The sequence below is a fragment of the Bradyrhizobium sp. 137 genome, from assembly GCF_023074095.1.
Classification (GTDB): Bacteria; Pseudomonadota; Alphaproteobacteria; order Rhizobiales; family Xanthobacteraceae; genus Bradyrhizobium.
On the sequence record NZ_JADPKU010000053.1, the window covers coordinates 281,778 to 294,844 of the forward strand.

General features: G+C 65.3%; 11 protein-coding genes. 7 read left to right on the forward strand and 4 right to left on the reverse strand.

Features of this window, described 5'->3' with window-relative positions:
• Positions 1-5 precede the first annotated feature (5 nt).
• From IVA78_RS15220 to IVA78_RS15230, 3 genes are all read right to left on the reverse strand, one after another.
• Positions 6-1,079: a hypothetical protein gene (locus IVA78_RS15220; RefSeq protein ID WP_247466153.1), complete on the reverse strand. Its 1,074-nt coding sequence runs from the start codon at positions 1,077-1,079 to the stop codon at positions 6-8.
• Between the two features lie 92 nt (positions 1,080-1,171).
• On the reverse strand, positions 1,172-2,662 hold the full coding sequence (locus IVA78_RS15225; RefSeq protein WP_247466156.1) for an NAD(P)/FAD-dependent oxidoreductase: 1,491 nt from the start codon (positions 2,660-2,662) through the stop codon (positions 1,172-1,174).
• A 105-nt stretch (positions 2,663-2,767) separates the two neighbouring features.
• Positions 2,768-3,217, reverse strand: a complete 450-nt coding sequence (locus IVA78_RS15230; RefSeq protein ID WP_247278376.1) for a cupin domain-containing protein — start codon at positions 3,215-3,217, stop codon at positions 2,768-2,770.
• A 187-nt stretch (positions 3,218-3,404) separates the two neighbouring features.
• Here IVA78_RS15230 and IVA78_RS15235 point away from each other — a divergent pair, with 187 nt between their 5' ends.
• Positions 3,405-4,430 carry an AraC family transcriptional regulator gene (locus IVA78_RS15235; protein WP_247466159.1) on the forward strand — a complete coding sequence of 342 codons (1,026 nt, stop codon included), beginning with the start codon at positions 3,405-3,407 and terminating at the stop codon, positions 4,428-4,430.
• Between the two features lie 54 nt (positions 4,431-4,484).
• On the opposite strand, the gene IVA78_RS15240 is transcribed toward IVA78_RS15235, so the two are convergent.
• Positions 4,485-5,117, reverse strand: a complete 633-nt coding sequence (locus tag IVA78_RS15240; protein ID WP_247466162.1) for a cupin domain-containing protein — start codon at positions 5,115-5,117, stop codon at positions 4,485-4,487.
• Between the two features lie 218 nt (positions 5,118-5,335).
• On the opposite strand from IVA78_RS15240, the gene IVA78_RS15245 reads away from it, so the two are divergent.
• From IVA78_RS15245 to IVA78_RS15270, 6 genes are read left to right on the forward strand one after another with little or no spacing between them, the layout of a single operon-like run.
• Entirely contained in the window at positions 5,336-7,027 is a 1,692-nt protein-coding gene (locus IVA78_RS15245) for a peptide ABC transporter substrate-binding protein (RefSeq protein WP_247466165.1), read from the forward strand.
• Between the two features lie 27 nt (positions 7,028-7,054).
• Positions 7,055-8,005, forward strand: coding sequence for an ABC transporter permease (locus tag IVA78_RS15250; RefSeq protein ID WP_247278380.1), 951 nt, complete (start codon positions 7,055-7,057; stop codon positions 8,003-8,005).
• Positions 8,006-8,008: 3 nt separating this feature from the next.
• Positions 8,009-8,884, forward strand: a complete 876-nt coding sequence (locus IVA78_RS15255; RefSeq protein WP_247278381.1) for an ABC transporter permease — start codon at positions 8,009-8,011, stop codon at positions 8,882-8,884.
• 40 nt (positions 8,885-8,924) lie between these two features.
• Positions 8,925-10,253, forward strand: a complete 1,329-nt coding sequence (locus tag IVA78_RS15260) for an FAD-binding oxidoreductase (RefSeq protein ID WP_247466168.1) — start codon at positions 8,925-8,927, stop codon at positions 10,251-10,253.
• 6 nt (positions 10,254-10,259) lie between these two features.
• On the forward strand, positions 10,260-11,186 hold the full coding sequence (locus IVA78_RS15265; protein ID WP_247278383.1) for a glyoxylate/hydroxypyruvate reductase A: 927 nt from the start codon (positions 10,260-10,262) through the stop codon (positions 11,184-11,186).
• Positions 11,187-11,195: 9 nt separating this feature from the next.
• A complete protein-coding gene (locus IVA78_RS15270) occupies positions 11,196-13,064 on the forward strand; it encodes an ABC transporter ATP-binding protein (RefSeq protein ID WP_247466171.1) in 1,869 nt (622 codons plus the stop codon).
• The last annotated feature ends 3 nt before the right edge of the window (positions 13,065-13,067 follow it).

Genomic DNA, 13,067 nt, shown 5'->3' on the forward strand with positions numbered 1-13,067 from the left:
AACCCTCAGCGCACCCTGATCTCGGCATATTTCCCCATGGCCCGCTCGAACTTGCGGTTGAACAGCCACATCGCAGCGAGAATCTCCCGGAAGCTGGCCGAGCTTCGCGATCGATCGGCCTGTCCGAACGCGAAGATGCTGTTGTTGCGCAGGTGCTTCATGACCGTTGGACTGGACACCCGGTAATTCAGGAGATCCCCCGACTTGAGCGCGGATCTGGTCGGGGTGGGCACGATCTGGATCAGCTCGAACAGCTTCATCTGGTCGATCGGGTCGGGCAGCGTCTTCACGATCCCGGGGATATCCCGGAACAGATCGGCATGCGCGTTCATCACGCCGTTGCGCACATTGGTCCAGTGATTGAAGCGCTGATCGGTGCCGCGGGTGCGCGCCTCCTCCTTGTCGTCGCGCGCGCTCAGTTCGGGATCGATCGCCGCGATTGCCCCCTTGAGGGCTTCCCATTTCCTGCGGCCGTTGCGGTCCTCGGAGGGGCCGGTCTGGAAGCTGCCCATATAGGTGTTCGAGCGCGCATTGCGGACATTCTGCTTGCCGTTGGTCTCGGCGAAGAACAGGCCGAGGCTGATGCGCCCCGCGACTTCCGCGTGTTCAGGTGCAAGCCCCTTGGCGCGCGCGATCGCGAAGGCGAGATCGGCGACGTCCTTGAACGGCGTCGGCGAGTTTTGCGCTCCGGCGGGCGGTGCCTCCATGATGTCGAATAGCCTCGAATATTCGTCGATCAGCGGCTCGATATCTGCATCGAAATAGGCCGGGGGAATTTCGAACTTGTTGGGCTTTCCGATTCTGGACGGAATGGCGTCGGTGAGATCCTTGTAGGTGCTGATGACGGCGATGCGCGCCAGGTACAGCGGCTGGCCCGGCAGGCTCGGCAGCGGCTGCTTCGCCTCGATCTGGCGCCGCCGCTCGGCCAGGATCGATTTGAAGTCGGCCAGCGCCCGCTGGTAGGCGGCGAGCGCCTCGGATTGCCGGGACGTGAGCGTGCCCTGCTGTCCGCTGGCGGGTGCCGTGACAAGGAAGGCGAGCGCCGCAAGCGCTCCGGCGGCAAGACGTCTGAACTCCATGGCCGGTTCCTGTCGATTCGTTGGCCAGGAAGATCGTAAGCATCGGACGCGCGGGCTGGCGAGCAAATCTCGCTCAGCCCCGATCCGTCCTCTTACGCCACGCGATAATCCGGCGCCGTGGCCAGGAACTTGGCATAGGCATCGGCGTCCGGCGGCAGGAAACGCCCTTTGAGCCCGCCGCACTTCTGGTTCTTCGCGCCGATGTCGGCCATCAGCTCGTCGAAATGACGGTAGTGATAGGGTGCGACGCAGAGGCCGCCATAGACGCCCGCGGCCGGCCGTTCGACACGCTTGAAGTGCAGCATCATCTCGATGTTGGCATGCATGGCTTGCGCCGTCGGCTGGTTGGCGAGCTGGCCGTCGGCATAGCGCACCAGCCAGTTGGCGGCGAGATCGGCGCAGAGTACCGTGCAGAACGACGAGTTGAAGCCAACGAAGCCGAGCTCGGGCAGGTCGGGGTTGGCGATCAGGCGATAGAGCCGGTACTGCCCGTCGGCATCGACCAGTTTCTGCTGATAGGCCGCGGGCAGGAACGGCACGCCGAGCTTGTAGCCGATCGCGAGCACGGTGATATCGGCTGGAACGCGCTCGCCACCGCTCATTACGATGCTGTCGCCGTCAAAATGATCGAACGTGCCGAACACCGCCTTGATGCGGCCGTCGGCGACCATCGGATAGAAGCCTGGCGTTGCGATCGGCACCGAGCAGTTGACGCCGTCCTCGATCCGCTCCTTCGGCACCATGTTGCACCGACTGAGCTTGAGCTGCGCCTTCAACAGGCTCTCCAGCCCGCGCCAGTTCGCCCACACCAGCGGCGCGGCGAGTCGGTGGGCGAGCCGGGCCATCGTGCTGATGCCCCAGCCGGGAAACATCTCCTCCTGCACGCGGATGTAGAGGATGCGCTTGAAGTTGACGAGACCGCCGATGAAATAGGGAATGCGCCAGACCGGCTCGCGCATCACGATCGTCACCTCGCGCGCGCCTGCGTTTACCGCGTTCACGGCGATGTCGGTCGCCGACTTCGAGCCGCCGAGCACGACGACGCGGCGCCCCTTTGCCAGGGCGGCATCGTTGTATTTCGACGAATGCAGGATCTGGCCGCCCTGGGCCAGAAAGCCGTCCTCGCCGGGGCAATGCAGCTCGCGCGGCTCGTTGAACTGGCCGGTGCAGACAGCGACGAAATCGAAGTCCTCGTTCGTTGTCATGCCATTCTTGCCGCTGAGCGCGAGTGTCCAGCCGGGCTTGCCGTCGGCACGGCGCGCCATGCCGGCGACCGCCGTGTTGAGGCGCAGCATGCGGTCGAGGCCAAAGCTCCTCGCGTAATCGACGAGATAGGCGTGGACCTGTGGCCCGGTCGGCCATTCCGGATAGGCGTCCGGCATGGCGCGGTCGGTGTAGCGGTAGAGCTCCTTCGGGCTCTGCGTCTGCACTTCGGGATAGGAGCGCGCCGGCTCCCAGACGCCGCCGAGATCGCCGCTGCGTTCGATGATGGTGACGCGGTGACCGCGGATGGAGAACGCCTTTGCGGCGGCCAGGCCGGAGACACCGGCGCCGATCACGCAGACATGCTTGGGGCTGACCATGGGATTGCTCGCAACCAATGTGTTTCGCGCGCAAGCGGCAACGATCGGCCGCAAGGCGCGGCCGTCGGAGCTGCAAGCTGATGAACGTGGATGGGACGCGGACGCCTAGTCGTTGGCCTCGGGCGGCAGGAAGTCCACCTCGTGCAGCGCCGAGATACGCACCACTTCGGCAGGGTCGGTCAGATTGTGCAACCGGTTGAAGAGCGCCTCCAGCTTCTGCATCGGCGAGACCCAGAACAACGCGCGGCAGGGCTTGTCGGACTTGTTGAAATAGCCGTGCGGGATGCCGCGCGGCATGCGCACGAGATCGCCGGCGTGGGCCTTGACCCATTGGCCGTCGAGCTTGAGGTCGAGCGTGCCTTCCTGCACCAGGATGAACTCGTCCTGAGTCGGATGGATGTGCACCGGCACGAACTGGCCGGGATCGCTGTTGGTCTCGAATGCGAAGGTGGAGTCGGTGACGGCTTTGGGGAAATAGACTTGACCAAGGATGTTCCAGCTCTTGCCGCCATAGCCCGTGCCGTTTGCGGTAATGCCCTTTTCGAGTGCAGTCATGCGCGCCTCCTCATGGATTCCGGCGGGGATGGAGCTTCGGCCGCTCGTGGCCGCCTGTCTATCCGCCAAACGAATCTGCACGCGGCTATTGCCGTGCAGCACGACGATTTTGCGGATGCGGCCCTTTTCGCCTCTGGGGAACTATTATAGGCTTAAAGCAATTCCGTGACGCGAAGCGTGGTCGACGATGTCCGCAGCCGTGCTGGAAATGAGCGCGAGACCATCCGCAGCCGAACGGCTTGCGGATTTCGCCCGCGTTACCACCGATGACGTCGATGAAGCGGCCGAGCAGATTGGGCGCATCTTCTGTCCGCACGATCTCAAGCCGATGTGTGCACGCGCCGCCGGCTTCTCCGCCCGGCACAATTGCGCGGCGTTCGACGGCTTTTCCATCAACTATGTCGCCTATGGCGGATCGGTCAGCATCGATCCGGGCTGTCTCGAGCGCTTCTTCCTGGTGCAGGTCCCGCTCACGGGCAGCGCCAGCATTCGGGCCGGCATCTGTGAGCTCGACGCGGCGCCTGACCGGACCGCGTCACTGCTGTCGCCGACGATCCCGACGCGGATGATTTGGGCCGACTGCGCCCAAGCGATCCTGTTGCTCGACCGCCGTTTGGTCGAGCAGCGCGCCGCGGCACTGTCGGGCAGGGCAGCCAGCACGATGGAGTTCGATCCTGTGATCGACCTCGACGCGCCGTCCGGGCGGGCGTTGCGAGCCAGCCTTGCCGAGCTGATCACGCTCGCCGAACGTTTCGGTCCCGCCGGCAGGCTGTCAGCGGTCGCGATGGCCGATTGGCGCGAGGTTCTGCTCGATCACCTCCTCAATGGCCAGCGGCATGGCCTGTCGGATGCGATCAGGACGTTTTCGGGCCAGGCCGAGCGTCTGCCGCGTGCGCTGCGCGTTGCGCGGGACCATCTCGCGGATAATGCCGGCGAACCGCTCGACCTCGCGCAGCTCGCCTGCGCGTCCGGCATCGGCATCCGCGCGCTCCAGCTCGGCTTCCGCCGTCACTTCGGCCTGTCGATCTCGCAGATGCTGCTCGACATGCGCCTCGCCAGCCTTCACGTCCGGCTCGCGCATGCCGCGCCCGATGCCTCCATCACCGAGATCGCCTTCGACCTCGGCTTCACCCATCTCGGCCGCATGGCCGGCGCCTACCGCGAAAAATTCGGCGAGTCGCCGTCGGCCACGCTGCGGCGCCGGATCAGCTAGAGCGCGACGAAGCCAGGCGCGGCGGTCCGTGTCACCAGCAATGGAAGCCGCGTGTCATCCCGCCGGCGGATCGGTCTGGCGCAGCGTCGTGACCCAGATCGCGCGCGCCACCTGCTGGGTCGGGTTGTCGAACATGTGCGGCACGATGCTCGGAAAGCGAAAGCTGTCGCCGGCCTCCAGCAGATGGGCCTGGTTGTCCAGCCACAGCCGCAGGCTCCCCGAGAGGATATAGCCGGCCTTCTCGCCGTTGTGTTGCAGGAAGTCGGTGCCGGAGGAGGCGCCGGGATTGAGCGTGAGCTCGTAGAGTTCGAGCTGGGCCTTGCCGTCAGGCGTGAGCGCTTCCTTGACGACGCCGCTGGCGGTGAGCCGCAGCAGCCGCCGGTTATTCTTGCGCACGATGTAGCGCTGTACGTCGGCCGGATCGCTGCTCTCGAAGAAATACGAAATGGGAACGTCGAGTGCGATGCTGAGCAGACGCAGCGTGCGGATCGACGGCATGGCCCGCGCACGTTCGAGCTGGCTGATCATGCCGGTGGAGAGGCCGGTCTTGTTGGCGACGTCCTGGATCGAAAGTCCGGCGCGCTGACGTAGCAGCCGCACGGACTCGCCGAGGCGCTGGTCGACCGCATCGTCGACCTGGATCGTCGGGACGTCCTTCGGACCGTTCGTATCGCCGCGATCATCCATGTCGCTCTCCCCATGCATCATCTCAGCCCCGGACCGCATCGGATCGAGCTTTAGTCGGAGTGAAAAGGTCGCGCATACTAGCAATGCGATTGACAGCTGTATTTAGTCATGATGAAATTTTGGCTGAAAAATTTAGAAGCACTAAAGCCCACTCCTGTCCCTCCGCCGGGGTCTAGGGGCGCGGGAGACGGTGCCGCGTGCGACAATGGAGAGTGGCCATGGCAGACGGCACCGCCAAGTTCGGCGTTGGAGCAGTGCATCTCGGCATTCCGAATCGCCGCCAGCTCTTCCAGCTTGGGGCCGGCGCCGCGGCAGGATGGACTCTTGCGGGCAACGCTTTTGCGCAAGTTGAGCGCCCGACCAATCCGCCGGACAAACCGCGCGGGCAGGTGATCGCAGCGCTGTCGCAGGAGCCGACCGTCTTTCACCCGCTGATGCCTGGCATCGAGGTCGATCAGGGCATCTGGTGGCAGGTGTTCTCGCTGCTCTGGTTCATCGATCCCGCCGGCAATTTCGTTCCTGACCTCGCACGCGAAGTTCCGACCATCGAGAATGGCGGCCTGTCGCCCGACGGCCTGACTTGGAAAATCAAGCTGCGCAGCGACGTGAAGTGGCATGACGGCACGCTGTTCACGGCCGACGACGTCAAGTTCTCGCTCGAACTGATCAACAGTCCCGATTTTCGCGCCCGCAGCCGCGTCGGCCATAGCCTGGTCAAGGACATCAAGGTCGTCGCGCCCGACGAGATCCACTGGCGAATGGAAGCGCCTTACTCGCCCTACATGTCAATCCTGGGATCGCTGACCTTCATCGTGCCCAAGCACATCCTGGAGAAGGTGTCCGATCCGAACGCCTCGGCGTTCCACAATGCGCCTGTCGGCACCGGGCCGTTCCGCTGGGGCGAGCGCGTGCCCGGCGACCACATCCTGCTCAATGCCCACACCGGCTATCACGGCAAGGGGCCGTACGTCGAACGCGTGGTCTTCAAATACATCCCCGATCTCACCGTTCTCTATACCCAGTTCCGCACCGGCCAAGTCGACTACACCGGCCTGCAAGGCATCTTGCCGAACTTCGTGCAGGAGGCGAAGACGCTGAAGGGCCGCAGGATCGTGGTCTCCTCGACGTCCTCCGTGGAGCATATCGCACCGAATCTGGAGTTCGGTCCCTTTGCCGATCGCGCCGTGCGCGAGGCGCTCTATCTCGCCATCAACAAGCAGGCGATCATCGATGCGCTCTATTATGGCCTGCCGACGCAGACCGAGAGCTTCGTGCCGCAGCAAGCCTGGTCATTCCAACAGGGGCTGCCGCAACACAAATACGATCCCGCCAAGTCCAACGCGCTGCTCGATGCGGCGGGATGGGTTCGCGGCACCAGTGGCGTGCGCGAGAAGGGCGGCGTCAAGCTCGAGTTCACCAATTCGACGACATCCGGCAACGCGGTGCGCGAGCAGACCCAGCAGCTCCTGATCCAGGACTGGCGTGCGATCGGCGCCGCGATGCGCGTCAACAACATGCCGGCCGCGGTGATCTGGGGCGATTTCTGGCAGCAGTCGAAATTCAATTCGGTGCTGGTGTCCGTAAACTTCATGCTCGGCAGCGACCCCGACGTGACGCCGCGCTTCGGCTCCGGCGCCATTCCCGCCAAGGGCGGGCGAGGCTACAACACCTATCAATACAAGAGCCCGGAGGCCGATCGACTCCTCGCCGACGGCGCCAAGCAGTTTGAGATCGCACAGCGCAAGACGACCTATGGCGACCTGCAAAAGCTGATCCGCGACGATCTCGCCATCCTGCCGCTGTTCCAAGGCTTTATCGCAGAAGGCGTGAAGGAGGGGCTGCAAGGCTTCCGTCCCAACGTCAACACCTCGATCAATTGCTGGAACATCCGCGAATGGTACTGGGCCTGATGGATCAGGTGCGCAGGGCAGCCTGACGTGGCCCGTTACGTCGTCAACCGCCTGGCACAGTCGATCATGCTGCTGGTGATCGTCTCGGCGATCGGCTTTGCCATTCTGCACCTGGCGCCCGGCGGCCCGCTCTCGCAATTCGCGGCCTCTGCGCAGATGACGCAGGAGGATCTCGACCGCGTCAGCAAGCAGCTCGGTCTCGATCGCCCGCTGCCGATCCAATATCTCGACTGGTTCAGCCGCATGCTGTGGGGCGATTGGGGCCGCTCCTACCGCGACGGCGAGGCGGTGCTGTCCGTGATCTCCTCGCATCTCGGCGCCACCCTCGAGCTGATGGCGACGGCGACGATCATCGCGGTGCTGCTCGGCTGCTGGATCGGCGTGCTGGGTGCGCTGCGCCGCTACTCGCTGTTCGATACCCTCGCCACCGTCGGCGCCATGATCGCGCTGTCGATCCCGACCTTCTGGTTCGGCCTCGTTACCATCTACGTGTTCTCGGTGAGGCTCGGCTGGCTGCCGGCCGGCAATCGGCACACCGTCGGCGACGGCTCCTTTCTCGACCTGCTGCATCATCTCATCGCGCCGGCACTGGTGCTGGCGCTGGTCGAGACCGCGATGTGGGGCCGCTTCATGCGTTCCTCCATGCTCGAGGTCATCAACCAGGATTACATCCGCACTGCCCGCGCCAAGGGCATGCCGGAATGGCGCATCCTCACCGTGCACGCGCTCCGGAACGCGCTGTTGCCGATGATCACGGTCGCCGGCCTCCAGTTTCCGACGCTGCTCGGTGGCGCGCTGGTGGCCGAGACCGTGTTCACCTGGCCCGGCATGGGGCGCCTCTTCCTCGATTCCATCGGCTATCGCGACTATCCCGTGGTGATGGGCGTCTTGATGTTCTCGGCGACGATGGTGCTGATCGGCTCGTTGCTTGCCGACATCCTCTATGCCGTTGTCGATCCGCGCATTCGGGTGGGCTAGGCGATGACGACGGCCACCCTCTCCACCGTTCAGCTCGCCCCCGGTCAAGCCGCGTGGCGGCGGTTCCGCCGCCATCGGCTGGCGCTCGCCGGCGCCGTCATCATTCTGGTGCTCGTCCTCGGCTCCGCGTTCGGTCCTTATCTGCTGCCTTTCGACGACACCTATATTGACATCATGAAGCGGTTCGCGCCGCCGCTGTCGGGCGCGCACATCCTCGGCACCGACGAGCTCGGCCGCGACGTGCTTGCGCGCTTGATGATGGGCGGCCGCGTCTCGCTCTCGATCGGGATCGTGGCGATGGTGATCGCGATGGCGGTCGGCATCGTCGTCGGCGCCTTCGCCGGGTTCTATGGCGGCGTGGTCGGCGCGGTCTTGATGCGGCTGGTCGACGCCGTGCTGTGCTTCCCGACCATCTTCCTGCTGCTGGCGCTGGCGGCGCTCACCGAACCCGGCCTCGTCACCACCACCGTGCTGATCGCGGCGACGGCGTGGATGAGCGTCGCCCGCGTCGTCGAGGCCCAGGTGCGTTCGCTGCGGGAACGGGAATTCGCCGTTGCAGCGCTCGCCTTCGGCTCGTCAAACCTGCGCATCATGTTCCGCGAGCTCGTGCCCAACGCAATTGCCCCGATCGTGGTCGCGGCCACGCTGAACGTCGCCAAGGCGATCCTGCTCGAATCCTATGTCAGCTATCTCGGCTACGGCATCCAGCCGCCGGCTGCGAGCTGGGGCAACATGCTCAACAACGCGCAGATCTATCTCACCAGCGCACCGTGGCTCGCGATCGTACCGGGCGTCGCCATCACGCTGGCGGTGACGAGCTTCAATTTCCTTGGCGACGGCCTGCGCGATGCGCTCGATCCGCGAATGAACATCCCATGACGAGCCTAGGTCCGTTTGAACTGAATACCAGGAGTGCCCCATGTCCCCGCCGCTCAATCGTATCAACAGCGATGAACGCCTGCCGGCGCAGGCAGACGTTGTCGTCATCGGCGGCGGCGTGATCGGCGTATCTGCGGCGTATCACCTGGCGAAGAAGGGCCTTTCCGTCGCACTGGTCGAGAAGGGCCATGTCGGCGGCGAGCAGTCGAGCCGCAATTGGGGCTGGTGCCGCCAGCAGGGCCGCGCGCGCGAGGAGATTCCGCTCGCACGTGAGGCGCTGCGGCTTTGGGAGGACATGCAGAACGATGCCGGCGTCGATGCCGGTTTCCGCCGCACCGGCGTGCTGTTCCTGACCAAGAGCAAGGATGAGCTCGCCGGCTGGGAGCGCTGGGCGGCGATCGCGCGCGAGCAGCAGGTCCACTCCACCATCCTGACGCCGGCGGAGGTCGCTGAACGCATGCCCGGCAATGCCGACAAATGGGTAGGCGGCCTGCACACGCCGAGCGACGGCCGCGCCGAGCCGTCGATGGCCGTGCCCGCGCTGGCCACTGCCGCGCGAAAGCACGGCGTCACCATCCATCAAGGCTGCGCCGCGCGCGGACTGGAGACTCAGGGAGGACGGGTCAGCGCCGTCGTCACCGAGAAGGGCACCATTCGCACGCAATCGGTGCTGCTGTCGGGCGGGGCATGGTCGTCGCTGTTCTGCCGCCGTCACGGCATCGAGCTGCCGATCGGTCTCGTCAACGCCACGGCTTGCCGGACCACCCCAGGACCTGAGATCACCTCCGGCGCGCTCGGCACCGACTTCTACTGCATCCGTCGCCGTCTCGACGGCGGCTTTACGCTGGCGCTGCGCAACCGCGGCACGGTCGAGCTGTCGCCCGACTTATTCCGGTACGCCCGCGCCTTTTGGCCGACGTATCAGCATCGTAAGAACGGACTGAAATTGTCGTTCGGCAAGTCGTTCTTCGATCAGCTCGTGCGCGGCAGCAGCTGGAGCTTTGACAAGCCGTCGCCGTTCGAGACTGAGCGCGTGCGCGATCCGGCCCCCGACATGTCGCTGGTCAGTGCGGCGCTGGCGTCGCTGATCCGATCGAACCCGGAATTGAAGGACATCGAGATCGCGGAGGCCTGGGGCGGCACCATCGACTGCACGCCCGACGCAATCCCGGTGATCTCGCCGGTCGATGCCCTGCCCGGCTTCTTCCTCGCCACCGGCTTCTCCGGTCACGGCTTCGGCATTGGTCCCGCGGCCGGCAAGCTCGCCGCCGACATCGTGACCGGCTCGACGCCGCTGGTCGACCCGGTGGCTTACAGCCACAAGCGCATGATCGACGGCCGGCGGCTCGCGCCGGTCAGCCCGTTCTGAGGCGGCATGACGGTTCTCTACAAGGCCAACATGGTTCGCGGCGCCGAGTGGGCGCGCTTCTTTGCCGAGCGCGCGCCCGATCTGCCGTTCCGGCTCTGGCCCGACATCGGCAATCCCGCCGATATTCGTTATCTGGTGGCGTGGGTGCCGCCGGAGGATATCGCCACGACGTTCCCCCATCTCGAGCTGGTCTTCTCGGTTGGCGCGGGTGTCGATCAGTTCGACGCCACGAAGCTTCCGCCGCACCTTCCGCTCATCCGGATGCTGGAGCCCGGCATTGCCGAGACCATGGTGGAATATGTCACAATGGCGGTGCTCGGCCTGCATCGCGATCTCCTGCACTTCATCGCCCAGCAGAGGGAGCAGGTCTGGCGCGAGATCCGGATCACGCCGGCGAAGCGGCGGGGTGTCGGCGTGATGGGGCTCGGCCAGCTCGGCCACGCCGTGCTCGAACGGCTCAGGGCATTCGGCTTTCCGCTGTTCGGCTGGAACCGCTCGCCGCGCGAGATCCCGGGCGTGACCTGCTACGTCGGTGTTGACACCTTGCCAAGATTCCTGTCGCAGACCGACATCCTCATTTGCCTGCTGCCATTGACCGAAGAGACCCGGGGCATCCTCAATGCCGATCTGTTCGCGCGCCTGCCGCGCGGCGCAGGGCTCGTCAGTGTCGGGCGTGGTCCGCAGCTCGTCGAAGCCGATTTCCTCGCGGCGCTCGATACCGGCTTGCTATCGGGCGCCGTTCTCGATGTCACAGAGCCCGAGCCGCTGCCCGCTGGCCATCCGTTCTGGAGCCACCCGCGCATCCTGCTGACGCCGCACAATGCCAGCATGACCATGCCGGATACGGCGGTCGATTTCGTGCTCGACGTCATCGCATGTCACCGGCGCGGCGAGGAATTGCCGGGCCTCGTCGATCGCACGCGTGGCTATTAGGGCAATTGCATGAGCAAGGGCGCAAGCGGAATCGATCGTAGCGTTGCCGAGGCGCAGGCGCCGGTGCTGTCGGTCGCCGGCCTCACCACCTCCTTCATGCGCGAACGGCGATGGATCCCGGTCGTCCGCAATGTCTCATTCGACGTCGCGCCGCGCGAAACCGTCGCGATCGTCGGGGAGTCCGGTTCGGGCAAGAGCGTCACCGCGCTCTCCATCATGCGGCTCATTCCGAAGGAGAGTGGCCGCATCGAGGGATGCGTGACGCTCGCTGGCCGCGATCTCCTCGCGCTGCCCGAAACGGGCATGAAGGGCATCCGCGGCAATGACATTGCCATGATCTTCCAGGAGCCGATGACGAGCCTCAATCCGGTGCTCACCATCGGCTTCCAGATCGCCGAGGCGCTGATGCAGCATCGCGGCCTGTCGCGCGCGGCGGCGGAGGCCGAGACCATCCGCCTGCTCGATCGCGTCCGCATTCCCGCGGCGACATCGCGCTTCCATGAGCATCCGCATCGCTTCTCCGGCGGCATGCGCCAGCGCGTGATGATCGCGATGGCGCTGGCCTGCAAGCCGAAGCTCCTGATCGCGGACGAGCCGACCACTGCGCTCGACGTTACCATCCAGGCCCAGATCCTGGAGCTCTTGAAGGAGCTCCAGCAGGAGGAGGAAATGTCGATCCTCTTCATCACCCACGACATGGGCGTGGTCGCCGAGATCGCTGATCGGACCGTGGTGATGTATGGCGGGCAGGCGGTCGAAACCGACGCGACGTCGCGCATCTTCGCCGCACCGTCGCATCCCTATACAAGCGCACTGCTCGCCGCCGTGCCGCGCCTCGGCTCGATGGATGGGCGCGCGCGGCCGATGCGTTTTCCCATCGTCGACAAGCTCACGGGCACCTCGGACGAGCCGGTGGAAACGCCCGACACGGTCTCGACCGCCGAGCGTCCGCTGCTCGAAGTTGCAAACCTCACCACGCGCTTTCCGATCCGCTCGGGCCTGTTCGGCAAGATCTCCGGGCGCGTCCACGCGGTCGAGAACGTCTCCTTCACCTTGCGCGCCGGCGAGACGCTTGCGCTGGTCGGCGAATCCGGTTGCGGCAAGTCGACCACGGGCCGCTCGATTCTCAGGTTGCTCGAACCGGACAGCGGCACCGTCCTGATCGACGGCCAGGACGTGCTCGCCATGAACGGCCGAGCTTTGCGCGATTTCCGCAAGCAGATGCAGATCGTCTTTCAGGATCCATTCGCGAGCCTCAATCCGCGCATGTCGGTGGGGACGGCGATCGCGGCTCCGTTGCTCGCCAACGGGCTCGCGTCGACGTCGCAGGCGCGCGACAAGGTCGCAGACCTTCTCGTCCGCGTCGGCCTGACTGCCGATATGGCCGCGCGCTTTCCGCACGAATTCTCCGGTGGCCAGCGCCAGCGCATCTGCATTGCGCGTGCGCTTGCGCTCGGGCCGAAGCTGATCGTCGCGGACGAGGCGGTCTCCGCGCTTGACGTCTCGGTCAAGGCCCAAGTCGTGAACCTGATGCTCGATCTCCAGGCCAACATGGGCCTTGCCTATCTTTTCATCTCCCACGACATCGCCGTGGTCGAGCGCATGAGCCACCGCCTCGCGGTGATGTATCTCGGCGAGATCGTCGAGATCGGCCCGCGCGCGGCATTGTTCGGCAATCCGCAACATCCCTACACCAAGAAGCTGATGGCTGCCGTGCCGGTGCCCGATCCATCGCGCCGCGGTACGCGCCGCGACGTCTCCAACGACGAGATCAGAAGCCCGATGCGCGCGCCGGATTACCAGCCGCCTCGCCGGCGATATCGCGAAGTGTCGCCCGGCCATTTCGTTCAGGTTTGGGGCGAGGAATGGTCCGTCTGAGCC

What these genes read in the sequence shown, in the direction of transcription:
- IVA78_RS15220 (WP_247466153.1), bottom strand. Translation starts at nt 1,079, where the DNA reads ATGGAGTTCAGACGTCTTGCCGCCGGAGCGCTTGCGGCGCTCGCCTTC.
- IVA78_RS15225 (WP_247466156.1), bottom strand. Translation starts at nt 2,662, where the DNA reads ATGGTCAGCCCCAAGCATGTCTGCGTGATCGGCGCCGGTGTCTCCGGC.
- IVA78_RS15230 (WP_247278376.1), bottom strand. Translation starts at nt 3,217, where the DNA reads ATGACTGCACTCGAAAAGGGCATTACCGCAAACGGCACGGGCTATGGC.
- IVA78_RS15235 (WP_247466159.1), top strand. Translation starts at nt 3,405, where the DNA reads ATGTCCGCAGCCGTGCTGGAAATGAGCGCGAGACCATCCGCAGCCGAA.
- IVA78_RS15240 (WP_247466162.1), bottom strand. Translation starts at nt 5,117, where the DNA reads ATGGATGATCGCGGCGATACGAACGGTCCGAAGGACGTCCCGACGATC.
- IVA78_RS15245 (WP_247466165.1), top strand. Translation starts at nt 5,336, where the DNA reads ATGGCAGACGGCACCGCCAAGTTCGGCGTTGGAGCAGTGCATCTCGGC.
- IVA78_RS15255 (WP_247278381.1), top strand. Translation starts at nt 8,009, where the DNA reads ATGACGACGGCCACCCTCTCCACCGTTCAGCTCGCCCCCGGTCAAGCC.
- IVA78_RS15260 (WP_247466168.1), top strand. Translation starts at nt 8,925, where the DNA reads ATGTCCCCGCCGCTCAATCGTATCAACAGCGATGAACGCCTGCCGGCG.
- IVA78_RS15265 (WP_247278383.1), top strand. Translation starts at nt 10,260, where the DNA reads ATGACGGTTCTCTACAAGGCCAACATGGTTCGCGGCGCCGAGTGGGCG.
- IVA78_RS15270 (WP_247466171.1), top strand. Translation starts at nt 11,196, where the DNA reads ATGAGCAAGGGCGCAAGCGGAATCGATCGTAGCGTTGCCGAGGCGCAG.